The sequence below is a fragment of the Streptomyces sp. NPDC048057 genome (genome assembly GCF_040653095.1).
In the GTDB taxonomy this organism is placed as follows: Bacteria; Actinomycetota; Actinomycetes; order Streptomycetales; family Streptomycetaceae; genus Streptomyces.
In genome coordinates this window covers 147425-173672 of sequence record NZ_JBEZNF010000009.1, presented here as the reverse complement: position 1 = coordinate 173672, position 26248 = coordinate 147425, and the positions used below count along the sequence as shown (strand labels likewise).

At 71.4% G+C, this 26248-nt stretch carries 22 protein-coding genes and 1 tRNA gene; 17 read left to right on the top strand and 6 right to left on the bottom strand.

What is annotated here, in order from left to right:
• Positions 1–85 precede the first annotated feature (85 nt).
• The gene (locus AB0E05_RS12915; protein WP_361962367.1) at positions 86–679 is read right to left on the bottom strand and encodes a TetR/AcrR family transcriptional regulator; all 594 of its coding nucleotides are present in this window, start codon (positions 677–679) and stop codon (positions 86–88) included.
• Between the two features lie 199 nt (positions 680–878).
• Between AB0E05_RS12915 and AB0E05_RS12910 the strand changes: the two genes are divergently transcribed.
• From AB0E05_RS12910 to AB0E05_RS12870, 9 genes are all read left to right on the top strand, one after another.
• Positions 879–2504 (top strand): carboxyl transferase domain-containing protein, encoded by a 1626-nt coding sequence (locus AB0E05_RS12910; RefSeq protein ID WP_361962543.1) that lies wholly within the window; start codon positions 879–881, stop codon positions 2502–2504.
• A 41-nt stretch (positions 2505–2545) separates the two neighbouring features.
• Positions 2546–4525: a biotin carboxylase N-terminal domain-containing protein gene (locus AB0E05_RS12905; RefSeq protein WP_361962365.1), complete on the top strand. Its 1980-nt coding sequence runs from the start codon at positions 2546–2548 to the stop codon at positions 4523–4525.
• Positions 4515–5456, top strand: coding sequence for a hydroxymethylglutaryl-CoA lyase (locus AB0E05_RS12900; RefSeq protein WP_361962363.1), 942 nt, complete (start codon positions 4515–4517; stop codon positions 5454–5456). The genes AB0E05_RS12905 and AB0E05_RS12900 overlap by 11 nt, the downstream gene beginning before the upstream one ends.
• Positions 5457–5458: 2 nt before the next feature.
• Positions 5459–6625 carry an acyl-CoA dehydrogenase family protein gene (locus tag AB0E05_RS12895; RefSeq protein WP_361962361.1) on the top strand — a complete coding sequence of 389 codons (1167 nt, stop codon included), beginning with the start codon at positions 5459–5461 and terminating at the stop codon, positions 6623–6625.
• Positions 6626–7062: 437 nt separating this feature from the next.
• The gene (locus AB0E05_RS12890) at positions 7063–7929 is read left to right on the top strand and encodes a siderophore-interacting protein (protein WP_361962359.1); all 867 of its coding nucleotides are present in this window, start codon (positions 7063–7065) and stop codon (positions 7927–7929) included.
• 454 nt (positions 7930–8383) lie between these two features.
• The gene (locus AB0E05_RS12885) at positions 8384–9826 is read left to right on the top strand and encodes an aspartate aminotransferase family protein (protein WP_361962357.1); all 1443 of its coding nucleotides are present in this window, start codon (positions 8384–8386) and stop codon (positions 9824–9826) included.
• Positions 9810–11105: a SidA/IucD/PvdA family monooxygenase gene (locus AB0E05_RS12880; protein ID WP_361962355.1), complete on the top strand. Its 1296-nt coding sequence runs from the start codon at positions 9810–9812 to the stop codon at positions 11103–11105. Before AB0E05_RS12885 ends, AB0E05_RS12880 begins: the two co-directional genes overlap by 17 nt.
• Positions 11102–11671, top strand: a complete 570-nt coding sequence (locus AB0E05_RS12875) for a GNAT family N-acetyltransferase (RefSeq protein WP_361962353.1) — start codon at positions 11102–11104, stop codon at positions 11669–11671. The genes AB0E05_RS12880 and AB0E05_RS12875 overlap by 4 nt, the downstream gene beginning before the upstream one ends.
• Positions 11668–13473 carry an IucA/IucC family siderophore biosynthesis protein gene (locus tag AB0E05_RS12870; protein ID WP_361962351.1) on the top strand — a complete coding sequence of 602 codons (1806 nt, stop codon included), beginning with the start codon at positions 11668–11670 and terminating at the stop codon, positions 13471–13473. Before AB0E05_RS12875 ends, AB0E05_RS12870 begins: the two co-directional genes overlap by 4 nt.
• Before the next feature lie 58 nt (positions 13474–13531).
• Here the strand turns inward: AB0E05_RS12870 and AB0E05_RS12865 are convergent, their stop codons facing one another.
• Entirely contained in the window at positions 13532–15076 is a 1545-nt protein-coding gene (locus AB0E05_RS12865; protein WP_361962349.1) for a beta-N-acetylhexosaminidase, read from the bottom strand.
• A 151-nt stretch (positions 15077–15227) separates the two neighbouring features.
• Here AB0E05_RS12865 and AB0E05_RS12860 point away from each other — a divergent pair, with 151 nt between their 5' ends.
• The 3 genes from AB0E05_RS12860 to glmS all read left to right on the top strand — a co-directional run bounded on the left by AB0E05_RS12860 (position 15228) and on the right by glmS (position 18519).
• A complete protein-coding gene (locus tag AB0E05_RS12860; protein WP_361962541.1) occupies positions 15228–16181 on the top strand; it encodes a DUF4429 domain-containing protein in 954 nt (317 codons plus the stop codon).
• A 161-nt stretch (positions 16182–16342) separates the two neighbouring features.
• Complete coding sequence (locus AB0E05_RS12855; RefSeq protein WP_361962347.1) at positions 16343–16615, top strand: hypothetical protein; 273 nt, start codon at positions 16343–16345, stop codon at positions 16613–16615.
• Between the two features lie 86 nt (positions 16616–16701).
• Positions 16702–18519: a glutamine--fructose-6-phosphate transaminase (isomerizing) gene (gene glmS / locus AB0E05_RS12850; RefSeq protein WP_361962345.1), complete on the top strand. Its 1818-nt coding sequence runs from the start codon at positions 16702–16704 to the stop codon at positions 18517–18519.
• Between the two features lie 379 nt (positions 18520–18898).
• Here the strand turns inward: glmS and AB0E05_RS12845 are convergent, their stop codons facing one another.
• On the bottom strand, positions 18899–19420 hold the full coding sequence (locus tag AB0E05_RS12845; protein WP_361962539.1) for a universal stress protein: 522 nt from the start codon (positions 19418–19420) through the stop codon (positions 18899–18901).
• Positions 19421–19840: 420 nt separating this feature from the next.
• Here AB0E05_RS12845 and AB0E05_RS12840 point away from each other — a divergent pair, with 420 nt between their 5' ends.
• The 4 genes from AB0E05_RS12840 to AB0E05_RS12825 all read left to right on the top strand — a co-directional run bounded on the left by AB0E05_RS12840 (position 19841) and on the right by AB0E05_RS12825 (position 22820).
• Positions 19841–20260, top strand: a complete 420-nt coding sequence (locus AB0E05_RS12840; RefSeq protein ID WP_361962343.1) for a hypothetical protein — start codon at positions 19841–19843, stop codon at positions 20258–20260.
• A 397-nt stretch (positions 20261–20657) separates the two neighbouring features.
• Positions 20658–21842, top strand: a complete 1185-nt coding sequence (locus tag AB0E05_RS12835; protein WP_361962341.1) for a helix-turn-helix domain-containing protein — start codon at positions 20658–20660, stop codon at positions 21840–21842.
• A 9-nt stretch (positions 21843–21851) separates the two neighbouring features.
• Positions 21852–22460, top strand: coding sequence for an oligoribonuclease (orn, locus tag AB0E05_RS12830; protein ID WP_361962339.1), 609 nt, complete (start codon positions 21852–21854; stop codon positions 22458–22460).
• 287 nt (positions 22461–22747) lie between these two features.
• A tRNA-His gene (locus tag AB0E05_RS12825) sits at positions 22748–22820 on the top strand.
• 113 nt (positions 22821–22933) lie between these two features.
• On the opposite strand, the gene AB0E05_RS12820 is transcribed toward AB0E05_RS12825, so the two are convergent.
• The 3 genes from AB0E05_RS12820 to AB0E05_RS12810 form a co-directional block, all read right to left on the bottom strand.
• Positions 22934–23056 (bottom strand): hypothetical protein, encoded by a 123-nt coding sequence (locus AB0E05_RS12820; protein ID WP_361962337.1) that lies wholly within the window; start codon positions 23054–23056, stop codon positions 22934–22936.
• A 291-nt stretch (positions 23057–23347) separates the two neighbouring features.
• Complete coding sequence (locus tag AB0E05_RS12815; protein ID WP_361962335.1) at positions 23348–24763, bottom strand: HAMP domain-containing sensor histidine kinase; 1416 nt, start codon at positions 24761–24763, stop codon at positions 23348–23350.
• A complete protein-coding gene (locus AB0E05_RS12810; protein WP_361962333.1) occupies positions 24760–25482 on the bottom strand; it encodes a response regulator transcription factor in 723 nt (240 codons plus the stop codon). Before AB0E05_RS12810 ends, AB0E05_RS12815 begins: the two co-directional genes overlap by 4 nt.
• Before the next feature lie 248 nt (positions 25483–25730).
• Between AB0E05_RS12810 and AB0E05_RS12805 the strand changes: the two genes are divergently transcribed.
• A complete protein-coding gene (locus tag AB0E05_RS12805) occupies positions 25731–26231 on the top strand; it encodes a hypothetical protein (RefSeq protein WP_361962331.1) in 501 nt (166 codons plus the stop codon).
• Positions 26232–26248: the final 17 nt, after the last annotated feature.

Below are 26248 nucleotides of genomic sequence, written 5' to 3'. Positions count from 1 at the left end.
CGCCTTCCTGGTCGCCTCGTCGACGGCCGCCCGGCCGCGGCACCGCCGGCGCGGGGCGCGCGGGAGCGTGCGCGGCGCGCGGGTGTCAGGGGGTGAGCGACGCGAACGCGCCGTGCGCGAGGCGCCGCAGCAACGTTTCCGTACGCGCCCGGGTCGGCAGGCCGTCGGCCTGGGAGCCGAGGTGCGGAGTGGAGTTCAGCAGGCCGAAGACCGCGTGGACCGCGGTGCGCGCCTCCGTCTCGGGCACGTCGGGGTGCAGCTCGCGCACCGCCGTCACCCACAGCTCCACGTACTGCCGCTGGAGCTGGCGCACCAGCTTGCGGTCGCTCTCGCGCAGCCGGTCCAGCTCGCGGTCGTGCAGGGTGATCAGCGGACGGTCGTCGAGCGCGAAGTCGATGTGGCCGTCGATCAGGGAGGCGAGCAGCGCCCCGGGGTCCTCGGCGGCCTCCTCGACCCGCAGCCGGCCGCCGCTGAGCAGCCGCTCGCTGATGCCGACGAGCAGTTCGGCGAGCATCGCCTCCTTGCCCGGGAAGTGGCGGTACAGCCCAGGGCCGCTGATGCCGACGGCCGCCCCTATCTCGTCCACGCCGACGCCGTGGAAGCCGCGCTCGGCGAAGAGGCGCGCGGCTTCCTTGAGGATCTGCTCGCGGCGGGTGGGCGCGTCCGTCCTGGTGCTCATGGAAAGTGATTCTAGACAACCTCGTTAGCGATCGTTAACCTGAAAGGAGTGTTAACGCTCATTAACGACCTGATCCACTCCCTATCGCCGACCAGGTCGTAACCGACGTCAGCCGGCATCCACCGATGCCGGTGGACGTCAGCCGACGTCAACCGAGACCGCCCGGGCGAAGGAGCGCGATCCGATGGGGTTCGATCCGATGCAGCAGGCACCCGTGCTGACCAGCACCGCGGACCCGGCGTCCGCCGCCTGGCAGGCCAATGAGGCGGCGCACCAGGAGCTCGCCGACGACCTGCGGGCCCGGCTCGCCACGGCCCGGCTCGGCGGCGGCGAGAAGGCCCGCGCCCGGCACGTCTCCCGCGGCAAGCTGCTCCCCCGCGCCCGGGTGGACGCCCTGCTGGACCCGGGCTCCCCCTTCCTCGAACTGGCCCCGCTCGCCGCCCACGGGATGTACGGGGACCAGGCCCCGGCCGCCGGAGTCATCGCCGGCATCGGCCGCGTCAGCGGGCGCGAGACGGTGGTCGTCGCCAATGACGCCACCGTCAAGGGCGGGACGTACTACCCCATGACGGTCAAGAAGCATCTGCGCGCCCAGGAGGTCGCGCTGGAGAACCGCCTCCCCTGCGTCTACCTGGTCGACTCCGGCGGCGCCTTCCTGCCGATGCAGGACGAGGTCTTCCCCGACCGCGAGCACTTCGGGCGGATCTTCTACAACCAGGCGCGGATGTCCGGCGCCGGCATCCCGCAGATCGCCGCCGTCCTCGGCTCCTGCACGGCCGGCGGGGCGTACGTGCCGGCGATGAGCGACGAGGCCGTGATCGTCCGGAACCAGGGCACGATCTTCCTCGGCGGCCCGCCACTGGTGAAGGCCGCGACGGGCGAGGTCGTCACCGCCGAGGAGCTGGGCGGCGGCGAGGTGCACGCCAAGATCTCCGGCGTCACCGACCACCTCGCCGAGGACGACGCGCACGCGCTGCGGATCGTCCGGACCATCGCGGCGACGCTGCCCCGCCGCGGCCCGCTCCCCTGGTCCGTGGAGCCCGTGGAGGAGCCCAAGGTCGACCCCGCGGGGCTGTACGGCGCGGTGCCGGTGGACCCGCGCACCCCGTACGACGTCCGGGAGGTCATCGCCCGGATCGCGGACGCGTCCCGCTTCGCCGAGTTCAAGGCCGAGTTCGGCCAGACGCTGGTCACCGGCTTCGCCCGGATCCACGGCCACCCGGTCGGCATCGTGGCGAACAACGGCATCCTGTTCGCCGAGTCCGCGCAGAAGGGGGCGCACTTCATCGAGCTGTGCGACCAGCGCGGCATCCCCCTGCTGTTCCTCCAGAACATCTCCGGCTTCATGGTCGGCAAGGACTACGAGCACGGCGGGATCGCCAAGCACGGCGCCAAGATGGTCACGGCCGTGGCGTGCACCCGGGTCCCCAAGCTCACCGTCGTCGTCGGCGGCTCGTACGGCGCGGGGAACTACTCGATGTGCGGCCGGGCCTACTCCCCCCGCTTCCTGTGGATGTGGCCGAACGCCAAGATCTCGGTCATGGGCGGCGAGCAGGCCGCGTCCGTGCTCGCCACGGTCAAGCGCGACCAGTTGGAAGCGCGCGGCGAGCCCTGGTCCGTCGAGGAGGAGGACGCCTTCAAGGCCCCCGTCCGGGCGCAGTACGAGCAGCAGGGCAGCGCCTACTACGCGACGGCGCGGCTGTGGGACGACGGCGTGATCGACCCCCTGGAGACCCGCCAGGTGCTGGGGCTCGCCCTGACGGCCTGCGCCAATGCGCCGCTGCCGGCGAAGGAGACGCCGGGCTTCGGCGTCTTCCGGATGTGAACGGGACACGAGGGACGGACGAGGGACAGGGGACGACGACGATGTTCAACACGGTCCTGGTGGCCAACCGCGGCGAGATCGCGGTCCGCGTCATCCGCACCCTGCGGGCCCTGGGCGTCCGCTCGGTCGCCGTCTTCAGCGACGCCGACGCCGACGCCCGGCACGTGCGGGAGGCGGACACCGCGGTCCGGATCGGCCCTCCGCCCGCCGCCGAGAGCTATCTCAGCGTCGAGCGGCTGCTGGACGCCGCGGCCCGCACGGGCGCCGAGGCCGTCCACCCCGGCTACGGCTTCCTCGCGGAGAACGCGGCGTTCGCCCTCGCCTGCGCGGACGCCGGACTCGTCTTCATCGGCCCGCCCGCCTCCGCGATCTCCCTCATGGGCGACAAGATCCGCGCCAAGGAGACCGTACGGGCCGCCGGGGTGCCGGTGGTGCCGGGCTCGTCGGGCACGGGCCTGACGGACGACCAGCTCGCGGACGCGGCCCGGGAGATCGGCATGCCGGTGCTGCTCAAGCCGTCCGCGGGCGGCGGCGGCAAGGGCATGCGGCTGACCCGGCTGGAGTCGGCGCTGCACGACGAGATCGCGGCGGCCCGGCGCGAGGCGCGCGCCTCCTTCGGTGACGACACCCTCCTCGTCGAGCGCTGGATCGACACCCCGCGCCACATCGAGGTGCAGGTCCTCGCGGACGCCCACGGAAACGTCGTCCACCTCGGCGAGCGCGAGTGCTCCCTCCAGCGCCGCCACCAGAAGGTCATCGAGGAGGCGCCGTCGGTCCTGCTGGACGGGGCGACGCGGGCGGCGATGGGCGAGGCGGCCGTGCAGGCGGCCCGCTCCTGCGGCTACGTCGGCGCGGGCACGGTCGAGTTCATCGTCCCCGGCGCCGACCTCTCCCAGTACTACTTCATGGAGATGAACACCCGCCTCCAGGTCGAGCACCCGGTCACCGAACTGGTCTGCGGACTGGACCTGGTGGAGTGGCAGCTGCGGGTCGCGGCGGGCGAGCCCCTGCCGTACGCGCAGGAGGACGTCCGGCTCACCGGCCACGCGATCGAGGCCCGGATCTGCGCCGAGGACCCGGCGCGCGGCTTCCTGCCCGCCGGCGGCACCGTCCTCGCGCTGCACGAGCCCCAGGGTGGGGAGGTCCGCACGGACTCCGGGCTGAGCGAGGGCACCGAGGTGTCCAGCCTGTACGACCCGATGCTGTCCAAGGTCATCGCGTACGGCCCCGACCGCGCCACCGCCCTGCGCCGGCTGCGCGCCGCCCTCGCCGAGACCGTCACCCTCGGCGTCCCGACGAACGCCGGCTTCCTGCGCCGGCTGCTGGCCCACCCCGACGTCGTCGCGGGCGCGTTGGACACCGGACTGGTGGAGCGGGAGGCCGACGGGCTGGTGGAGCGGGAGGTGCCCGCCGAGGTGTACGCGGCAGCGGCGGCGGTGCGGCGTGCCGCGCTCGCCCCCGTACCGGGGCCCGGCGGCTGGACGGACCCCTTCGCCCGGCCGGAAGGCTGGCGGCTCGGCGGTGCGCCGGCGTCGCTCGCGTTCGCGCTGCGGGTACCGGGGCACGAGCCCGTGACGGTCGGGGCGCCGGCGTCCGCGACCGTCACCGCCGACCGCGTCGCCGTCACGCTCGACGGCGTCGTGCACGCCTTCCACCGGGCGGCCGACTGGCTCGGCCGGGACGGCGACTCCTGGCACGTCCAGGACCACGACCCGGTCGCCGCCTCCCTGTCCTCCGCGGCCCACGCCGGCGCGGACAGCCTGGCCGCGCCGATGCCGGGCACGGTCACGGTGGTCAAGGTGGCCGTCGGGGACCGGGTCGCCGCGGGCCAGAGCCTGCTGGTCGTCGAGGCGATGAAGATGGAGCACGTCATCGCGGCGCCGCACGCCGGGACGGTCACCGAGCTGGACGTCACACCCGGGACGACGGTCGCCATGGACCAACTGCTGGCCGTGGTCGCCCCCGACGAGAACGCGGCAGAGAGCACGGCACCGAGCACGGAGGCGAGCGATGAGCGTTGACGGGCTGCCGATGGAGTTCCCGGCGCAGGACCTGCCGCCCCGGGTGCGGATCCACGAGGTCGGCCCCCGCGACGGCCTCCAGAACGAGAAGGCGGTCATCCCCACCGAGGTGAAGGCGGAGTTCGTGCACCGCCTCGCCGACGCCGGGCTGACCACCATCGAGGCGACCAGCTTCGTACGCCCCGACTGGGTGCCCCAACTGGCCGACGCGGAGCAGCTGTTCCCCCGACTCGACGAGCTGGAGGGGGTCGCCCTGCCCGTCCTCGTACCGAACGAACGCGGGCTCGACCGGGCCGTCGCGCTGGGCGCCCGCCGGATCGCCGTCTTCGGCTCCGCGACCGAGACCTTCGCCCGGAAGAACCTGAACCGGACCGTGGCCGAGTCCCTGGCGATGTTCGCCCCCGTCGTGGCGCGCGCCAAAGCAGACAAGATCCACGTCCGCGGCTATCTGTCGATGTGCTTCGGCGACCCCTGGGAGGGGCCGGTCCCGGTGCACCAGGTCGTGAAGGTCGCCCGGCAGCTCCGGGAGCTGGGCTGCGACGAGATCTCGCTGGGCGACACGATCGGCGTCGCCACCCCGGGACACGTCCTCGACCTGCTGGCCCAGCTGAACGAGGAGGGCGTGCCCACCTCCGCGCTCGCCGTCCACTTCCACGACACCTACGGCCAGGCCCTGGCCAACACCTTCGCCGCGCTGGAGCACGGCGTCACCACCGTCGACGCCTCCGCGGGCGGCCTCGGCGGCTGCCCGTACGCGAAGAGCGCCACGGGCAACCTCGCCACCGAAGACCTCGTGTGGATGTTGCACGGCCTCGGCATCGAGACCGGCGTCGACCTCGGCCGACTCACCGCCACCAGCGTGTGGATGGCCGAGCAGCTGGGCCGCCCCAGCCCCTCCCGCACCGTTCGCGCCCTCTCCCACAAGGAGTGACCATGTCCCTTGACCACCGGCTCACCCCCGAGCACGAGGAACTCCGCCGCACGGTCGAGGACTTCGCGCACTCGGTGATCGCTCCGAAGATCGGCGCCCTGTACGAGCGCCACGAGTTCCCGTACGACATCGTGCGCGAGATGGGTCGCATGGGCCTGTTCGGGCTGCCCTTCCCCGAGGAGTACGGCGGCATGGGCGGCGACTACCTCGCCCTCGGCATCGTCCTGGAGGAGCTGGCGCGCGTCGACTCCTCCGTGGCGATCACCCTGGAGGCCGCGGTGTCGCTGGGCGCGATGCCGGTGTACCGCTTCGGTACCGAGGAGCAGAAGCAGCAGTGGCTGCCGCGGCTGTGCTCCGGCGAGGCGCTGGGCGCGTTCGGGCTCACCGAGCCCGAGGGCGGCTCCGACGCGGGCGGCACCAGGACGACGGCGGTGCGCGACGAAGCCGCCGGCGAGTGGGTCATCAACGGCTCCAAGTGCTTCATCACCAACGCCGGCACGGACATCACCGGTCTGGTGACCGTCACCGCGGTCACCGGCCGCACGCCCGACGGCAAGCCCCTGATCTCCTCGATCATCGTCCCGTCCGGCACGCCGGGCTTCACGGTCGCCCCCGCGTACTCCAAGGTCGGCTGGAACGCCTCCGACACCCGCGAGCTGTCCTTCGACGACGTCCGGGTGCCGCTGGGGAACCTCCTCGGCGAGGAGGGCCGGGGCTACGCGCAGTTCCTCCGCATCCTCGACGAGGGCCGGATCGCGATCTCCGCGCTGGCGACGGGGCTGGCGCAGGGGTGCGTGGACGAGTCGGTGAAGTACGCGAAGGAGCGGCACGCCTTCGGTCGCCCCATCGGAGCGAACCAGGCGATCCAGTTCAAGATCGCGGACATGGAGATGCGGGCGCACATGGCCCGCGTCGGCTGGCGCGACGCGGCGTCGCGACTGGTGCGGGGCGAGTCCTTCAAGAAGGAGGCGGCGCTGGCGAAGCTGTACTCGTCGACGGTGGCGGTGGACAACGCGCGGGAGGCGACGCAGGTCCACGGCGGGTACGGCTTCATGAACGAGTATCCGGTGGCCCGGATGTGGCGGGACTCGAAGATCCTGGAGATCGGCGAGGGGACGAGCGAGGTCCAACGCATGCTGATCGCCCGCGAGCTGGGCCTGACGAGCTAGCTGGCCCCGCGGGCTCCTCCCTTACGCGGGGAGCCCGCGCCTTCCCCTGCGGGGTGCGCTGGTCTCTGCGGGCTGCGTTGCCCCGGCGCACCCTCGCCCACCCGCCGTAGCCCTGCGGGGTGCGTTGCCTTCCGTGGGAGCATCGTGGCTGGTCGCGCAGTTCCCCGCGCCCCTAGAACCCCGTCCGTAGCCCGCAGACGAATGACGGGCCCACTATCGGGCCGCGGAAGGCAACGTGCCGCTCAGAGCTACGACGGGTGGAGATTTCAGGGAGACGGGGAACTGCGCGAGCATCCCCGGACAGCCCGAAGGCGGACACCGCACCCCGGAGGCGAACCGAGCCACAAAAAGGCGGATGGGTCAGGTTAGGTTAACCTGACCTAACCTGGGCGCGGCGCCCGGGAACCACCACGCGCCCCACGGGAGAGGCCACCCTCATGACCCAGCCGCCCCCCTTCCGCTTCTTCCCCCTCCACGTCGCGGCGACCCAGCGGCTCAGTCCCTCCCTCGTTCGCGTCACCTTCGAGGGCTTCCCGCGTCAGCGCCTCGACGACTTCGACGCCGGCGGGCGCGACCAGTCCCTGTCGCTCTTCCTCCCGCACCCCGGGCAGGACGCCCCGATCGTGCCCCTGGACGCCGGCGGCGAGGACGGCGACGGCAGCGCGATCTTCGCCGCCTGGCGGGCGCTGCCGGAGCACGTGCGCGCGGTCATGCGCTCGTACAGCGTGCGCGCCCAGCGCGACCGCTCCGACGGCACCCGCGAGTTCGACATCGACTTTGCGATACACGAGGACGGCGGCCCCGCCTGCCGCTGGGCGCTCCAGGCGGAGCCGGGGCAGCGGGCGATGGTGCTGGGGCCGGCCGTCGCGGACAACACGTCCGTGCGCTACCGGCCGCCGCAGGACACGGAGTGGACGCTGATCTGGGGCGACGAGACGGCGCTGCCCGCGGTCGCGGCGATCCTCGAATGGCTGCCGCCGGGCCTGCGCGCCAAGGTGTGGCTGGAGGTGCCGCACGCCGGGGACCGGATCGAGTTGAAGACGGACGCGCAGGCGGAGGTCGTCTGGCTGGTGCGGGCCGAGGGCGCGCCCTCGGCCGTCGAGGCCGTCGCCGCCGCCGAGTTCCCGAGCGGCACCCCGTACGCCTGGATCGCCGGCGAATCCGGCAGCGTCAAGGCGCTCCGCCGCCATCTGGTGGGCGAGCGGGGCGTCGACCGGCGCAAGGTGACCTTCGTCGGGTACTGGCGGCGCGGCATCAGCGAGGACGGCCTGCGCGAAGAGCCGGCCGGCGCCGACGAGGTCTGACACCCGGCGCCGCCCTGGGGACGCACGCCCCACGCGGCTCCGTCGCACCATCTCCACCTTTCAAACCTCCTCTCCCGCACACCTCCACACCACCGTTGGGTTTTCGGCCAAAAAGTGGCCGATCCCCGATGGGGCGGTCTTGCGCCGCCTCCCACGGACATGCATGCCCTGCCGGTCCGCGACAAACGGCGCGTCCGGGCGCAGTTTCGATGCGCCCGGACGCGGTTGCTTCCGCACCCCTGGCGCACCCCCGCCCCACCCCGCCCGACCCGGTCGCGCGCCATGCGCGACAACCGGTCAAACGGCATGTGAACAACGCCATAACCAGCGTGGCAGATCGGATCCGGAGCACAATTTCCCGGAATGGTTAGGTTAGGCTAACCTTCCCCGCGTCGCCCTCGTCCCCACTCCTGTCCTGAGGCGACCCAAGTCCCCGCATCCGGGAGGACATTGCATGCGCTCGCACCTGCTCAATGACGTAACGGCGGAGAGCTATCGGCGCTCCGTGACCGAAGGAGTCGAGCGGGTGGCGAACCGACTCGCCACAACCCGGCAGCCGTTCACCGGAGTCACCGTCGACGAACTCGCGCCGACGATCTCCGCGATCGACCTCGACCAGCCCCTGGGCGACGCCTCCGCCGCCCTGGACGAGCTGGACCGGGTGTACCTCCGGGACGCCGTCTACTTCCACCACCCGCGCTACCTGGGCCATCTGAACTGCCCGGTCGTCATCCCCGCCGTCCTCGGCGAGGCCGTCCTCTCCGCCGTGAACTCCTCCCTCGACACCTGGGACCAGAGCGTCGGCGGCACCCTCATCGAGCGCCGGCTGATCGACTGGACCGCCGGCCGCATCGGACTCGGCGACGCGGCCGACGGGGTGTTCACCAGCGGCGGCACCCAGTCCAACCTCCAGGCGCTGCTGCTCGCCCGCGAGGAGGCCAAGACCAGCGAGCTGCACCGGCTGCGCATCTTCACCTCCGAGTGCAGCCACTTCAGCGTCCAGAAGTCGGCGAAACTGCTGGGCCTCGGTCGGGACGCGGTCGTCTCCCTGCCCACCGACCGCGACCGCCGGATGCAGACCCTGGCGCTGGCCACCGAGTTGGAGCGCTGTCAGCGCGAGGGCGCGATACCCATGGCGATCGTGGCCACCGCCGGCACCACCGACTTCGGGTCGATCGACCCGCTGCCCGAGATCGCCGAGCTGGCCGAGCGGTACGGCGCCTGGATGCACGTGGACGCGGCGTACGGCTGCGGACTGCTCGCCTCCCCCACCCGCCGCCACCTCCTCGACGGCATCGAGCACGCGGACTCCGTCACGGTCGACTACCACAAGTCGTTCTTCCAGCCGGTGAGTTCCTCCGCGGTGCTGGTGCGGGACGCGGCGACGCTGCGCCACGCCACGTACCACGCGGACTACCTCAACCCCCGGCGGATGGCGGAGGAGAGGATCCCGAACCAGGTCGACAAGTCGCTCCAGACCACCCGCCGCTTCGACGCCCTCAAACTGTGGATGACCCTGCGGGTGATGGGCGCGGACGGCGTCGGCGGCCTCTTCGACGAGGTCTGCGAGCTGGCCGAGGCCGGCTGGCACGCGATCGCCGGCGACCCCCGCTACGACGTGGTCGTCCGCCCGCAGCTGTCGACCCTGGTCTTCCGCTACGTCCCCGAGGCCGTCACCAGCCCCGCCCTGATCGACCGGGCCAACCTCTACGCCCGCAAGGCGCTGTTCGCCTCCGGGGAGGCCGTGGTCGCCGGCACCAAGGTCGACGGCCGCCAGTACCTGAAGTTCACCCTGCTCAACCCCGAGACGACGGTGGACGACATCGCCGCCGTGCTCGATCTGATCGCCGGCCACGCCGAGCAGTACCTGGGAGAGAACCTTGTCCACGCCTCTTGAGCCGCCCCTCGAACCGGTCGCCGAGCCGTACGACTTCATCGGCGTCGGCCTCGGCCCCTTCAACCTGGGGCTGGCCTGCCTCACCGAGCCGATCGAGGAGCTGAACGGCCTCTTCCTGGAGTCCAAGCCCGACTTCGACTGGCACTCGGGGATGTTCCTCGAAGGCGCCCACCTCCAGACGCCGTTCATGTCGGACCTGGTCACCCTGGCCGACCCGACGTCGCCGTACTCCTTCCTCAACTACCTGAAGCAGTCGGGCCGGCTGTACTCCTTCTACATCCGGGAGAACTTCTACCCGCTGCGGACCGAGTACAACGACTACTGTCGCTGGGCCGCCGCCCAACTCGGCTGCGTGCGCTTCAACACCACGGTCACCCGCATCGAGCACGCCGACGACCTCTACCGCGTCCACACCGCCGACGGCTCCGTGCTGTCCGCCCGCCGCATCGTGCTGGGCACCGGCACCCCGCCGTACGTCCCCGAGACCTGCCGCGACCTCGGCGGTGACTACCTGCACAACTCCCAGTACGTGCACCACAGGGAAGCGCTCCAGGCCAAGGAGTCGATCACGCTCGTCGGCAGCGGCCAGAGCGCCGCGGAGATCTACTACGACCTGCTCTCCGAGATCGATGTCCACGGCTACCGGCTGAACTGGGTCACCCGCTCGCCGCGCTTCTTCCCGCTCGAATACACCAAGCTGACGCTGGAGATGACCTCCCCGGAGTACATCGACTACTACCACGGGCTGCCGGAGAAGACCCGCTACCGGCTGGAGACCCAGCAGAAGGGCCTGTTCAAGGGCATCGACGGCGACCTCATCGACGCCATCTTCGACCTGCTCTACCAGAAGAACCTCAAGGGCCCGGTCCCCACCCGACTGCTCACCAACTCCGCCCTCAACGGCGCGAGCTACGACGAGGAGTCCGGCACGTACGCCCTCGAACTGCGTCAGGAGGAGCAGGGCAAGGACTACGAGCTGCACACGGAGGGCCTGATCCTGGCCACCGGCTACAAGTACGAGCCGCCGGCCTTCCTCGCACCACTGCACGACCGCATCCGCTGGGACGGCAAGGGCCGCTTCGACGTCGCCCGGAACTACTCCGTCGACACCGTCGGCCGCGAGATCTTCCTCCAGAACGCGGGCGTGCACACGCACTCGATCACCTCGCCCGACCTGGGCATGGGTGCGTACCGCAATGCCTACATCATCGGCGAAATGCTCGGCTCCGAGTACTACGCCGTGGAGAAGACGATCGCGTTCCAGGAGTTCTCGGTATGACCACCCCCCGCCCGCTGGGATTCACCGTACGACCGCTCGACCCCCTCACCGACGCCGAGTTGGTGCACGGCTGGGTCACCCACCCCAAAGCCGGGTTCTGGCTGATGTCCGACTTCAAGCTCCAGGACGTCGAGCGGGAGTACATGGCGATCGCGGCGAGCGAGCACCACCACGCCTTCATCGGGCACGGCGCGGACGGCGCGCCGGTCTTCCTGATGGAGCGGTACGACCCGGCGCACGTCGAGCTGGTGGGTCTGTACGACCACCGGCCCGGCGACGTCGGCATGCACTTCCTCGTCGCGCCGACCGACACCCCGGTGCACGGCTTCACCCGGGCCGTGATCACCGCCGTCATGCACACGCTGTTCGCCGATCCGGCGACCGAGCGCGTGGTCGTCGAGCCCGACGTGGGCAACGCTGCGGTGCACTCGCTCAACGCGTACGTCGGCTTCGAGATCGTCCGACGGATCAGCAAGCCGGAGAAGGACGCCCATCTGAGCGTCTGCACCCGCAAGTCCTTCGAGAACAGCGTCGCGGTGGCGACCGGTCGGGCGGTGGCCCGATGACCGCCGCCGACGCCGTGGCGCACCTGACGCCCGAGCTGTGGGAACGCGCCAACCGGCTGCTGGTGCGCAAGGCGCTCGCCGAGTTCGCCCACGAGCGGCTGCTGACGCCCGAGCCGGTCGGCGACGCACCCGACGCACCCGGGGACGCCGCCGCCTACCGGGTGCTGAGCGACGACGCGGGCACCGAGTACCGCTTCACCGCCCGCCGCTTCGCCCTCGACCACTGGCACGTCGACGCCGACTCCGTCACCCGCCACCGCGACGGCGCCGCCCTGCCGCTGGACGCGCTGGACTTCTGCACCGAGCTGCGCGGAGCGCTCGGCCTGCGCGACGAGGTCCTCCCGGTCTACCTGGAGGAGATCTCCTCCACGCTGGCCGGCACGGCGTACAAGCTCGCCAAGCCGGCGGTGAGCGCGGCGGAGCTGGCCGCGGCCGACTTCCAGGCGATCGAGACCGGGATGACCGAGGGCCACCCCTGCTTCGTCGCCAACAACGGCCGCCTCGGCTTCGGCGTCCACGAGTACCTGTCGTACGCCCCGGAGGCGGCCAGCGAGATCCGGCTGATCTGGCTCGCGGCCCGCCGTGACCGCGCCACCTTCACCTCCGGCGCCGACCTGGACTACGACACCCTGGTCCACGACGAGCTGGGCGAGGAGACGCTCGCCCGGTTCGGGGCGCGGATGAAGGAACTGGGGCTCGACCTCGCCGAGTACTACCTGCTGCCCGTGCACCCCTGGCAGTGGTGGAACAAGCTCTCCGTCACCTTCGCCGGCGAGGTCGCCCGGCAGCACCTGGTCTTCCTCGGCCCCGGGGACGACGAGTACCTCGCCCAGCAGTCCATCCGGACCTTCTTCAACACCAGCGCGCCGCACAAGCACTACGTCAAGACCTCGCTGTCGGTCCTCAACATGGGCTTCATGCGCGGTCTGTCGGCGGCGTACATGAAGGCCACCCCGGCGATCAACGACTGGCTGGCGGCGCTCATCGACCGGGACGAGGTGCTGCGGGCCAGCCGCTTCTCGATCATCCGCGAGCACGCGGCCGTCGGCTACCACCACCGGCAGTACGAGGCGGCGACCGACCGCCACTCCGCGTACCGCAAGATGCTGGCGGCGCTGTGGCGGGAGAGCCCGGTGCCCGCGCTGGCCCCCGGCGAACGCCTCGCCACCATGGCGTCGCTGCTGCACGTGGACCGCACCGGGGCGTCCTTCGCCGGCGCGCTGATCGACGCGTCGGGGCTCGCGCCCACCGCGTGGCTGCGCGGCTACCTGGACAGCTACCTCACGCCTGTGCTGCACAGCTTCTACGCGTACGACCTGGTCTACATGCCGCACGGGGAGAACGTGATCCTGGTCCTCGGGCCCGACGGCGCGGTACGGCGCACGGTCTTCAAGGACATCGCGGAGGAGATCGCGGTCCTGGACCCGGACGCGGTGCTGCCGCCGACGGTGGAGCGCATCCGCGCCGACGTCCCCGACGGGATGAAGCTGCTGTCGATCTTCACGGACGTCTTCGACTGCTTCCTGCGCTTCCTGGCGGCGACGCTGGTGGCCGAGGGACGCACGACGGAGGACGCCTTCTGGCGGACCGTGGCGGAGTGCGTGCGCGGCTACCAGGAGTCCGTGCCGCACCTGGCGGACAAGTTCGCGGAGTACGACCTGTTCGCGCCCGAGTTCGCGCTCTCCTGCCTCAACCGGCTCCAGCTGCGCGACAACCGGCAGATGCTCGACCTCGCGGACCCCGCCGGCGCGCTCCAACTCGTCGGCACGCTCCGCAACCCGCTGGCTGATCCAGCCACCTGAGCCGGGCGGGCACCCCTGAACACGGTCCCTCGGGGGTGCCCGTCCTCTTCGCTCCGTGCTACTCGCTCGCCCACTCGACCTTCGGGGACGGGTGGTAGGCGATGCCCAGCGCGGTCAGTCGCCTGCCCTGGTCCACCAGTCGCTCGTGGAAACCCTCCCAGGGCAGGTCACCGCGCGACCAGCCCTTCTCCGCCGCGCCCAGCAGCCGCGGGAAGGCCATCAGCTCCAGCTCGGCGTTGGTGCTGAGCGTCTCGGTCCACAGCGGCGCCTCGACCCCGAGCACCGCCTCCGCCGGCACGCCCTCCTCGGCGAAGTACGTCGCCGGGTCCCAGTCGTAGGAGCGGTCGACCTCCACCAGGCCGGCCCAGCGCAGCCCCAGCGCGAACTCCTCGTCGTACTTCATGTCGAGGTAGGCGCGGTCCGCCGGGGACAGGATCAGCCGTGCGCCGGCGCGCACCGCCGCCGCCACCTGCTCCCGCTCCTCCTTCTTCGTCTCGTCCGTGCCCCAGTACTGCACCCAGGCGCCGTCGGCGACCGCGGTGCCCGTGACCTGGTGCCAGGCGATGACCTCCTTGCCGTGCCGCGCCACCGACTCCTGCGCCTTCGCCATGATCGCGGCGTAGTCCTCGGCGCTGGTGTTGTCGGCCTCGTCGCCGCCGATGTGGAGGCGGTCGCCGGGGGTGATGGCGGCGATCTCCCGGATCACGTCGTCCATGAAGTCGTACGTCACCGGCTTGTCCGCGGACAGCGAGCTGAAGCCGACCTCGGTGCCGGTGTACAGCTCCGGGGCCTGCCCGTCGGGGTTCAGCTCGGCGTACGAGGCGAGCGCCGCGTTGGTGTGGCCCGGGACGTCGATCTCGGGGATGACGTCCAGGTGGTGGGCGGCGGCGTACTCGACCAGCTCCCGGAACTCCTCCTTGGTGTAGAAGCCGCCCGTGCCGGCCACCGAGGTGGAGCCGCCGACGGCGGTGAGCCGCGGCCAGGAGTCGACGGCGATGCGCCAGCCCTGGTCGTCCGTGAGGTGCAGGTGCAGGGTGTTGATCTTGTACAGGGCGAGTTGGTCGACGTAGCGCTTGACCTGCTCGACGGTGAAGAAGTGCCGGGAGACGTCGAGCATGGCGCCGCGGTAGGGATAGCGGGGCACGTCGGTGATGGTGCCGCCGGGCACGGTCCACGGCCCGGGCTGCACGGAGTCCGCCTCCACCGCGTGCGGCAGCAGCTGGCGCAGGGTCTGCACCCCGTGGAAGAGCCCGGCCGGCTCGCGGGCCGTCAGCAGGACGCCGTCCCCGGTGGACTCCAGGCGGTAGCCCTCCTCGCCGAGTTCGCCCGCGGTGGCGTCCAGGCGCAGTTGTACGCCGTCGGCGCCGGAGCCAGGGGTCACCGGCAGCGGGTACCCGGTGGACGGCCGCAGGTATCCGGCCAGCTGGTCGCCAACGGCGCGCACCCCGGGCACGTCGTCGACCCGGATCGCGGTGGCGGAGGTGATCGTGTACGGCGTGCCGCCCGGTTCCACGGACGAGGGCGCGGGAACGACGTTCCCGAGGGCGGACACGGGGGTGGGATCGGAGTCGGGCGACCGGAGGTTCGTCCGGGACACACTCACGGGCTGGTTCCCTTCAACAGACGTCGAGCCTCGCGCCATCGTCCCCGACTCGGGCATCCAGGTCTAGACCAAGCCCGGCCCATCGCGACCCACGGAACCCTCGGCCCCGCACTCCGACCCGTGCGGGGGTGGAAGAATCCCCTTCATGGCCATGGCGGAAATCATCCAGAAGGACGGCACCTGGACCTTCGACGGGGACACCGTCCGCATCGTCCCGGGGTTCGACAAGGGCGTCGGTCTGCTGCGCAGGACGCTCGGCGAACTCGCGGTGCCGCTGGAGGCCGTCGCCGGGGCGTCGTTCGAGCCGGGCCGGAGGTCCGGGCGACTGCGACTGCGACTGCGCAACGGCGCCGATCCGCTGCTCCAGCTCACCGGGGGCCGGCTGCGGGACGGCTCGGACCCGTACGCGCTCTCCGTCGACAACGACCGCAGCGGGGTCGCCGAGTACTTCGTGGACGAGGTGCGCAACGCCCTGGTCATCGAGCAGATCGACGCCGACCCGACCTGGCGCTATCTGCTGCCGGGGCCGCCGCTGCCGATCAGCGCGAGCGCCGGCGATGCCACCGTCGACTTCGACGGCGAGCAGATCAGGCTCACCTGGAACTGGAAGACGGAGGAGTCCAAGGCGTCCGGCGGGCCCCGCACCGTCGACCTCGTGGACGTGCACTCCGTCGACTGGCAGCCGTCGGGCGGCCTGGAGAACGGCTTCCTGCGCTTCGGCGTCGCCAAGGACCGCTCCGCGACACCGGCGAAGTACGACCCGTACGCCGTCGACCTGTGGGGCTTCCGCAAGGATCCGCTGATGGCGCTGGTGGGCGCGGCCGTGGTGGCCCGGCTGCCGCATCCGTACGCGCCGGCCGAGCCCGCAGCCGCGCTCGCGGCGCCCGCCCCCTCCCTCACGAAGGCGGCGACGCCTGAGGTGCCGCCCGCCGCCGCGGCCGACTCCGCCGACGGCAAGGCCGACGGGGGCGACCGGGGCGACCGGGGCGACGAGACGGACGCACTGCTGCGCCGGCTGCGCGAGCTGGGCGAACTGCACCGGACCGGCATACTCACGGACGACGAGTTCAGCACCGCGAAGCAGGCCCTGCTCAAGCGGTTGTGACCCGTCCCACAGCGCTCCGATACACCCGTCTGCCGTCGGTTTCCATGAATCCTGCCCGGAATCGGGCAGGATTCTTGCATTCGAACGTATCGACCCACCAGTATCTACGGGTGCTCGAACACCGCCAGCCGAGTCGTCCGTCATCCTCCGCGCCGCGGGCCGTGCAGCCCGCGCACGCGCACGACGACCTCATAGACCACCTCGTCCGCAGCACCGCGCTCCAGCGCGGTGAGGCGGTGCGGGTGGTGCTCGACGTGCTGGCGTACTTCGACGAGAAGACAGAGACCTACGTCCGCCGGCGCCACCGCGAACTGCAGTCGGCGGGCCTGGCGAACGCGGAGATCTTCGAGCGGATCGCCACCGAACTGCCGCACCGCGCGGTCGCACCGCCGGAGCTCTCGCTCCGCCAGCTGCGCCGCATGGTCTACGGCTGACGGCGGCACACCGCGAAGGCCGTCGGCCGACGAGCGCCGACCGACGGTGACCAGGGATCTCCCACCTATGGAGGGGCAAAACCTTTATGTGCGGAATTGTCGGATACATCGGCAAGCGTGATGTGGCACCGCTGCTGCTGGAGGGCCTCCAGCGACTGGAGTACCGGGGGTACGACTCGGCGGGCCTGGTGATCACCAGCCCCAAGGCCGCCGGTCTGAAGATGGTCAAGGCCAAGGGCCGGGTCCGCGACCTGGAGGCCCGGGTGCCCAAGCGGTTCGCCGGCACCACCGGCATCGCGCACACCCGCTGGGCCACCCACGGCGCCCCCAGCGACGAGAACGCCCACCCGCACCTCTCCCTCGACGAGAAGGTCGCCGTCGTCCACAACGGCATCATCGACAACGCGTCCGACCTGCGCGCCCGGCTGGAGGCCGAGGGCGTCGTCTTCGCCTCCGAGACCGACACCGAGGTGCTCACCCACCTGATCGCGCGCTCCGCCGCCGAGACGCTGGAGGAGAAGGTCCGCCACGCCCTCAAGGTCGTCGAGGGCACCTACGGCATCGCCGTGATGCACGCCGACTTCACCGACCGCATCGTGGTCGCCCGCAACGGCTCCCCGGTCGTCCTCGGGATCGGCGAGAAGGAGATGTTCGTCGCCTCCGACGTCGCCGCCCTGGTCGCCCACACCCGCCAGGTCGTCACCCTCGACGACGGCGAGATGGCCACCCTCAAGGCCGACGACTTCCGCACCTACACCACCGAGGGCTCGACCACCACGGCCACGCCCACCACGGTGGAGTGGGAGGCCGAGTCGTACGACATGGGCGGCCACGACACGTACATGCACAAGGAGATCTGCGAGCAGGCGGACGCGGTGGACCGCGTGCTGCGCGGCCGGATCGACGACCGCTTCTCCACCGTGCACCTCGGCGGCCTCAACCTGGACGCCCGCGAGGCCCGCTCCATCCGCCGGGTCAAGATCCTCGGCTGCGGCACCTCGTACCACGCGGGCATGATCGGCGCCGGGCTGATCGAGTCGCTGGCCCGGATCCCCGCGGACGCCGAGCCCGCCTCCGAGTTCCGCTACCGCAACCCGGTCGTCGACCCGGACACCCTCTACGTCGCGGTCTCCCAGTCCGGCGAGACGTACGACGTGCTCGCCGCCGTCCAGGAGCTCAAGCGCAAGGGCGCACGGGTGCTGGGCGTGGTGAACGTGGTCGGCTCCGCGATCGCGCGCGAGGCCGACGGCGGCGTGTACGTCCACGCCGGCCCCGAGGTCTGCGTGGTGTCGACGAAGTGCTTCACCAACACCGTCGTCGCCTTCGCGCTCCTCGCGCTCCACCTCGGCCGGATCCGCGACCTGTCGGTCTCCGAGGGCAAGCGGATCATCGAGGGCCTGCGCCGGCTGCCGGAGCAGATCGCCGAGATCCTCCAGGCCGAGGACGACGTCAAGAAGCTCGCCGAGGAGTACGCCGGGGCGCAGTCGATGATGTTCATCGGACGGGTCCGCGGCTATCCGGTGGCCCTGGAGGCGTCCTTGAAGCTCAAGGAGATCTCCTACATCCACGCCGAGGCGTACCCGGCCTCCGAGCTGAAGCACGGGCCGCTCGCGCTGATCGAGCCCGCGCTGCCGACCGTGGCGATCGTCCCCGACGACGACCTGCTGGAGAAGAACCGGGCCGCGCTGGAGGAGATCAAGGCCCGCAGCGGTCGCATCCTCGCCGTGGCCCACCGCGAGCAGGAGAAGGCCGACCACACCGTCGTCGTGCCGAAGAACGAGCCCGAGCTGGACCCGATCCTGATGGGCATCCCGCTCCAGCTCTTCGCGTACCACACCGCGCTGGCCATGGGCCGGGACATCGACAAGCCGCGCAACCTGGCGAAGTCCGTCACCGTGGAGTGACGCCCGGGCACAGCCGTTCCCCCGCGCGTCGCCACCTCCTCGCGCGGGGGAACGTCAGCAGCCGGTGCGTACGACCGATCGGCACCGGCCTGCGCCCGCTCGGCCGGTGGCCGTCACTCCCCGACCGGCGGCGCGTGCGGCGGGAAGACGCCCGTCCTCCGCGACCGTCCGCGGCGGGCTCCCGTTCCGTCCTGTGGAGTTGTCGCGGGCGACGACGGCCCGGCGACCGCTATGTACCCTCCACCAACGCACGATGCACCTCTACGCACCAGTAGAGTTCCGCGGGCCTTCGTCGAACCACGCCCGGTACGGGGTGAGTTGACCCCGCATCACGCAGTGCGGGTCGGGGTCCGCGCCGGGGTGAGGGGCACGGTCCGGGTCAGGGGATGACGACGACGGGGCGCTGCGCCCGGCGGGCGAGGCGGCCGGCCACCGAACCGAAGATGCGGCCGACGATGCCGTGCGTCGAGCCCACCACGATGGCGTCGGCGGAGTACTCCCGGCCGACCTCCTCCAACTCGTGGCAGATGTCACCGCCCCGCTCCACCAGGATCCACGGCACCTCGGAGAGGTAGTCCGCGCAGGCCAACTCCAGGCCCAACACCTCGGTGCGGTGGTCGGGGACGTCCACGAAGACCGGGGGCTCGCAGCCCGCCCAGACCGTCGTGGGCAGTCGGTTCGCCACGTGGACGATGATCAGGCCGGAGCCGGAGCGGCGCGCCATGCCGATCGCGTACGCGAGCGCCCGCTCGCTGGAGGTCGATCCGTCGAAGCCGACGACGACTCCGTGCCGGAAGGCCGGATCGCAGGAATGGCGTGCTTCTTCAGCCGCTTGCAGATCCGACAGGGGGTCGGCTACCTGCTTGCGGTCCGCGGGTTCGGGGATCTCGTGACCGGCCATCGGTGTCTCGGCGAAGGAGTCCTCAGTGGGAGGGGAGAACAAGTGGACAGACGTTGACGGTGCTGTGTCCGGGAATCATCTTCCCTGGCCCATACCCGCAAGGGTACGGCGACACTCCTCTCATGCCCAGAGGTGACCGCCCCAATCGGGCAGTTTCAGGGAGCATGCCTCAGGCCCTCCGGGTTGGCAATGCCATCTGGCGTCTACAGCGGTCTAGACAGCTGGCGGCGTTCGAGCAGCCGGGCCGAGCCCGTGCGTGGCGCATCCGCATCCCTCCTGGTCACACCGGGGAGCCCGCCGAACGCGGGCGGTGACCGTTCGGGCGCCGTCCATGTGGTCGAGGTGTTCCGCGCCGCAGTGACCGGAAGGCGGCGGTCCTCGTTGGCACCTCGGTCACCCCGCAGCCCAGAGGGAGATTCCGTGCCCGCGCACTCGTCCGCCGCCGCGTCCTGCACCGCCGATCGCAGCGCCTCCCGGCCCGCCTCCGGCGCCGGGCCCGGGGACGTGGGCGCGCCCCGGCGGGACTCCGCGCCGCCGTGCACCTGCCCCGCCCCCGGCACGGGCCCCGACGCGGCGGGCGAAGTGGTCCGCTGGGCGGCCTTCAGCTGTCTGCTCGTACCGGTCGTGCTCGTGGTGTACGGGGCGTCCATCGGCGGTGCGACCGCCGTCGCGCTGGGGCTCGCCGCGGTGACCGCGGCCTGTCGGATGCTGTTGCGGCACTCGGAGCGCAACGCGGCGCGGGCGCGGGCGGACGAGCCGTCGACGTCGCGCCACCGGCGCCCTCCCGAGGAGCCGGGTGCGCCGGTGCGCAAAGGCGTGGAACGCACCCCCGGCGGCTGAGTTCAGCCGTCGTCGTCGCACAGCCACACCCGTATAGTTTCAGCCAACTTCGCACCACCCCCGACCCCTTGGGCAAATGGCCCGAGAACCCCCTTGTCACCAGGCAGGGAAGCGTCTCCGGCGGCCTGCGCACCCTACGTGGACGGGCCATGCACGTCAGGCGCACTTCCCTGTGGAGCTTGCAGATGGAACGCTTCGTGATCGAATGCTTCGCGCCAAGTTCCCAGGCAGACATAGCGGGGCATGACGAACTTGTCTCGTCGGTGCCACGGGACGCAGTAGATTCGATCATGAGTATCGAAGGCCCGAGTACTCGTGCAAAACCGAGGGGAAAAGTGCAGGAGCGAACGGCCCGGAAAGAACGGGGAGACGCGAACACCGAGGGGGGCTTAGCGTCATGAGTCAGGACTCCGCCGCACCGGAGGCAGCACGAAAGCTCTCCGGGCGTCGGCGCCGGGAAGTCGTCGCCGTACTGCTGTTCAGCGGCGGCCCCATCTTTGAGAGTTCCATACCGCTTTCGGTGTTCGGGATTGACCGCCAGGACGCCGGAGTACCTCGCTATCGACTGCTCGTCTGCGCAGGCGAGGAGGGTCCGCTGCGGACCACGGGCGGTCTTGAGCTGACCGCACCGTACGGTCTCGAAGCGATCGGCCGCGCGGGCACCGTCGTGGTGCCGGCCTGGCGGTCGATCACCTCGCCGCCGCCGCCCGAGGCGCTGGAAGCGCTGCGCCGCGCACACGAGGAAGGCGCCCGCATAGTCGGACTGTGCACGGGAGCCTTCGTGCTCGCCGCGGCCGGTCTGCTGGACGGCCGCCCGGCGACCACGCACTGGATGTACGCGCCCACGCTGGCGAAGCGGTATCCGTCCGTGCACGTCGATCCGCGCGAGCTCTTCGTCGACGACGGCGATGTGCTCACCTCCGCCGGAACGGCGGCCGGAATCGATCTCTGTTTGCACATCGTGCGTACGGATCACGGCACGGAGGCCGCCGGTGCGCTCGCGCGCAGGCTGGTCGTACCGCCCCGGCGCAGCGGTGGGCAGGAACGCTATCTGGACAGGTCTTTACCAGAGGAAATCGGGTCGGACCCGCTGGCCGAGGTCGTCTCGTGGGCGCTGGAACACCTTCACGAACAGTTCGACGTGGAGACCCTGGCGGCCCGGGCGTACATGAGCCGGCGCACCTTCGACCGGCGATTCCGCTCACTGACCGGCAGTGCGCCGCTCCAGTGGTTGATCACCCAGCGGGTGCTCCAGGCCCAGCGGCTGCTGGAGACCTCGGACTACTCGGTGGACGAGGTGGCGGGCCGCTGCGGCTTCCGCTCCCCCGTCGCGCTGCGCGGCCACTTCCGGCGCCAGCTCGGCTCGTCCCCGGCGGCCTACCGGGCCGCGTACCGGGTGCGTCGCCCCCAGGGCGACTCCGCGCCGCCGGCGGTCGAATCGGTGGTGCCGATCCAGGCCCGGCGCGCTGCGGGTCCGGGCGGACCGGGCGGGCCCCCGCCCGAGCTGGGGAAACCCCCGTCGGGTGCGTACGTGACAGGTCCGGGACGTCCCAGTCTGCCCGGTCAGCGGAGTGCGCCATAAAGTGGACGCATGAACGACCGCATGGTGTGGATCGACTGCGAGATGACCGGGCTCTCGCTGGCGGACGACGCACTCATTGAGGTGGCCGCGCTGGTCACCGACTCGGAACTGAACGTGCTCGGCGAAGGGGTGGACATCGTCGTCCGCCCGCCGGACGCGGCGCTGGAGTCGATGCCCGAGGTGGTGCGGCAGATGCACACCGCCTCGGGCCTCCTCGACGAGCTGGCGGGCGGCACCACGCTCGCCGACGCCGAGGCGCAGGTCCTGGCGTACGTGCGGGAGCACGTCAAGGAGCCCCGCAAGGCTCCCCTCTGCGGGAACTCGGTCGGCACCGACCGCGGCTTCCTGGCCCGGGACATGGCGGCGCTGGAGCAGTACCTCCACTACCGGATCGTCGACGTGTCCTCCGTGAAGGAGCTGGCGCGGCGCTGGTACCCGAGGGCGTACTTCAACAGCCCGGAGAAGAACGGGAACCACCGGGCACTGGCGGACATCCGCGAGTCCATCGCGGAGCTGCGGTACTACCGCGAGGCGGTCTTCGTGCCGCAGCCCGGCCCGGACTCCGAGACCGCGAAGGCGATCGCAGCGAAGCACGTGGTGCCCGCGGACACGCCCTAGGGCCTGTCTTACGGATCAGGCTGGATCAGGGAGCGGGGTCTGGTGTCGTGGATCTCAAGGCGGAGGAGGGAGTCAATGCGGAGTATTGGCGACCGACGACAACGCGGAGAGGCGCGACACCAGGGCACGCGAGCCCAGCAAGATCCGTAAGACAGGCCCTAGGGCCCCGTAGCCGCCCTCGGGGCCCTTCGGGGCCCCGGCGGCGGGGTTCCCGGAAACCGTGGCGCGAGCACCCTCCGGAAGCCTGTACACTTTTTCTCGGCCGGTCGGAAGAACGACCGGTCATGGTGGGTGTAGCTCAGCTGGTAGAGCACCTGGTTGTGGTCCAGGATGCCGCGGGTTCGAGTCCCGTCACTCACCCTGATTGATCAAGGGCCCCGGTCGAGAGACCGGGGCCCTTGGCTTTGTGCCGGGGAGCGTACGGCCACGGGGCCCTCTCCCACGCCGGCGGCGTCAGGCGGCTCGATGCGCGCTCACCGCGCCGGTGCGCGGCCCTCGGGGTCAGGCTCGCCCCTGGCGATGCCGAGGGCCGCCAGAACGGCGCGTACGCCCGCGAGCGCCGCCGTCGGGTCGGACTCCACGGCGAGGGTCTGCACTTCGAGGAAGCCCCCTCGACCTCCGGCACGGGGTTCGGCGGCACGCGGCCGACAAGAAAGCGCGCGTCCCGGTCGGATGTGGGGGGGTGGGGCCGACCGGGACGCGCGTGTGGGGGGTGTGGTGCCGGTGGATCGTGACCCCGTCGGCGGCGCGGCGAGGTGAAGAGCACGTTAGCGATTCATAAACCGGCATCCAGCGCATAGCGGACGGGGGGCGCGGTTTTTAGGGCCGCCTTAAGGGCAGCATCGGCTTCAGTTAATCTCCGGGACGCCCTCGGGGTGCGGCGCGGCTCAGACGTCGCCGCGGACCCGGCGCCCCGCTGCGATCAGGGTACGCCGGCGGTCCGGGCCGCGGTGACCGCGGCGGCGCTCTTCGACGGCGCCCGGGGCGGTGCCGAGGCCGATCCAGATGCGCACCTCGGTGCCGCCGAGGACCGAGCTGCCGATGCGGACGTCCCCGCCGGTCGACTCGGCGACCCTGCGCACGATGTCCAGGCCGAGGCCGGTGGAGCCGTCGCGGGCGCCGCTGTTGCCGCGGGCGAGCGCGGCTGCGGGGTCGGCGATGCCGGGGCCCGCGTCGGAGACCAGCACGATGACCGCGTCCTCGCCGTTGTGCACGTCGACGGAGAAGGCGGTGCCCTCCGAGGTGTGGCGGAAGACGTTGCCCAGCAGGGCGTCGAGGGCCGCGGCCAGCTCGGGGCGGGCGACGGGGATGCGCACCGGGCGGTCGGTGCCGGCGACCCGCACCTTGCGGCCCTCGTCCTCGGCGAGCGCGGACCAGAAGTCCATACGCTCGCGCACGACTTCGGAGACGTCGCAGCCGGCGCCCGGGCCGACCGCCGTGGTCTGCGGCTTCGCCTCGCGCGCGGTGCGGATGATGATGTCGACCTCCCGCTCCAACTGCTCGACGGCGGCCCGGGTCTGCTCGGCTGCGGGCCCTTCACCGAGCGAGGCCGCGTTCAGCCGCAGCACGGTGAGCGGGGTGCGCAGCCGGTGGGAGAGGTCGGCGGCCATCTCGCGCTCGTTGGCGAGCAGTTGGACGACCTGGTCGGCCATCGCGTTGAAGGCGATCGCGGCGGACCGCAGCTCGGTCGGGCCCTCTTCGGGCACGCGGGCGCCCAGCCGGCCCTCCCCCAGCTCGTGGGCCGCGCCGGCGAGCCGTTGGGCGGAGCGCACCATCCGTACGCCGAGGCGGTCGGCGACCGCGACGGAGCCGACGATCAGCGCGAGGCCGACGCCGGCGAGCATCAGCCAGGCGGTGACCACGCCCGTGCTCATCTCGCCGCTGGGGACGAAGACTTCGACGACCGCGACCCGATTGTCATTGATCACGGTCGGTTGGAGCAGGACGGAGCCGCCGGTGACGTGGGTGGTGGCGGCGCGGCGCAGGTCCAGGACGAGTTCCTGGTCGGCCTCGCCGGCCCGCTGCGTGCCGATGTCCACGGGGCCCCTGCCGTCGGGGCCGGCCGGGACGTGCACCGACATCCGCCCGGCGGCCCCCGCCTGGGTGGCCTGGACCGCGACCTCCAGGGGGGCGCGCTCGGTGGTGATCGACAGGGTGGGGGCGATGGCGGCGGCCTGGCGTTCGGCGTTGGTGAGCGCTCTGTCCTGCGCCATCTCCTTGATCACCAGTCCCAGCGGTACGGCGAAGGCGACCACGACCATCACGGTGACGGCCAGTGCGACCTTGACCAGCGCCCATCTCATCTCTGATGACCTCGTTGGTGTTCTGTTTGTCCGGTGGGGGGTTCGAGCTTCACTCCGACGCCGCGGAGCGTGTGCAGATAGCGCGGCCGGGCCGCCGTCTCGCCGAGCTTGCGCCGCAGCCAGCTCAGGTGGACGTCGATGGTCTGGTCGTCGCCGTAACTCTGCTGCCAGACCTGGGCGAGCAGTTCCTTGCGGGGCACGACCACGCCGGGCCGGCCGGCGAGGAAGGTCAGCAGGTCGAACTCCCGGCGGGTCAGATCGAGGGGGGAGCCGTCGAGTTCGGCCTGGCGGCGCAGTGGATCGATGGAGAGTCCGCCCACCTGGATCACACGTGACGGCGGGTCCTCCCCGGCCGCGACGCGGGATCGCCGCAGCACGGCCGCCATCCTTGCGGACAGATGCTCCACGGAGAAGGGTTTGGTGAGGTAGTCGTCGGCACCGTCGTTCAACAGCCGTACGATCTCGGCCTCGTCGTCGCGCGCGGTGGCGATGATCACCGGCACGTTGGTGATGCCGCGCAGCATCTTCAGCGCTTCGGAGCCGTCCAGATCGGGCAGGCCGAGGTCGAGGATGACCACGTCGAACCGGAAATGAGCAACCTCACGCAGCGCCTCCAGGGCCGTGCCGACGCTCCGCACCGTGTGGGACGCCTCGGTCAGGTGCCGGATCAGAGCGGAGCGCACGAACTGGTCGTCCTCGACCACGAGCACACTTGCCATGGGCCGCACCGTACGCCATACGGAGTACCCGGGGCCCCACCCGAGTGACCGTTCGCGCAGTCGTTCGCCACCGGGGACGGGGAGTTGGGAAGCGCGTGATATGCGGAGCAGGCCGATCCTCTTGGGGACACGAGTGGGTTGTGTGGTGCAGTATGGCCCCGATGCGTAGAGGACTTGTACATGCCATTGCGTGGTCGCTGTCCACCGGGGCCGCGGTCACGTTGACGTGGTGGGGCGTGCACACGGTGATGTCCGGGACCGCTTACGACCGGCCGCGCGCCGTGCCCATCAACGCCGGGGACACCCCCACCACGCAGGCCAAGCCCCGCGTCTCCAGCACCCATCGGCCCCCGCCCACCTCCGCGACGCAGGAGCCGGAGGGCAAGCAGGGCGAGGCGGAGTCGGAGAAGGCGCCGGGGACTTCGCTCGCGAAGGGCCGCGGTCCGTCCGCCCGGCCGAGCGTCGACCAGCCGGTCGCGGACCGGCCGACCACCGCGCCCGACAGCCCGCCGGCGAAGCCGTCCGGGGAGGTCCGGGGCGAGACGGTCGAGGGCGGCAGGGCCGTGTTCGTCCTGCACGAGGCGTCGGCGGAGCTGGAGTTGGCGACGCCCAACCCGGGCTGGCAGGTGCAGGTCTACCGGGACACGACCTGGATCCGGGTCGCCTTCACCAAGGACGGGCGCGAACAGTCGGTGTTCTGCGTGTGGAACGCGGGTCCGCCGAAGTTCGAGTTCTACGAATCGCCCTGAGGCCGCGCTCCAAGGCG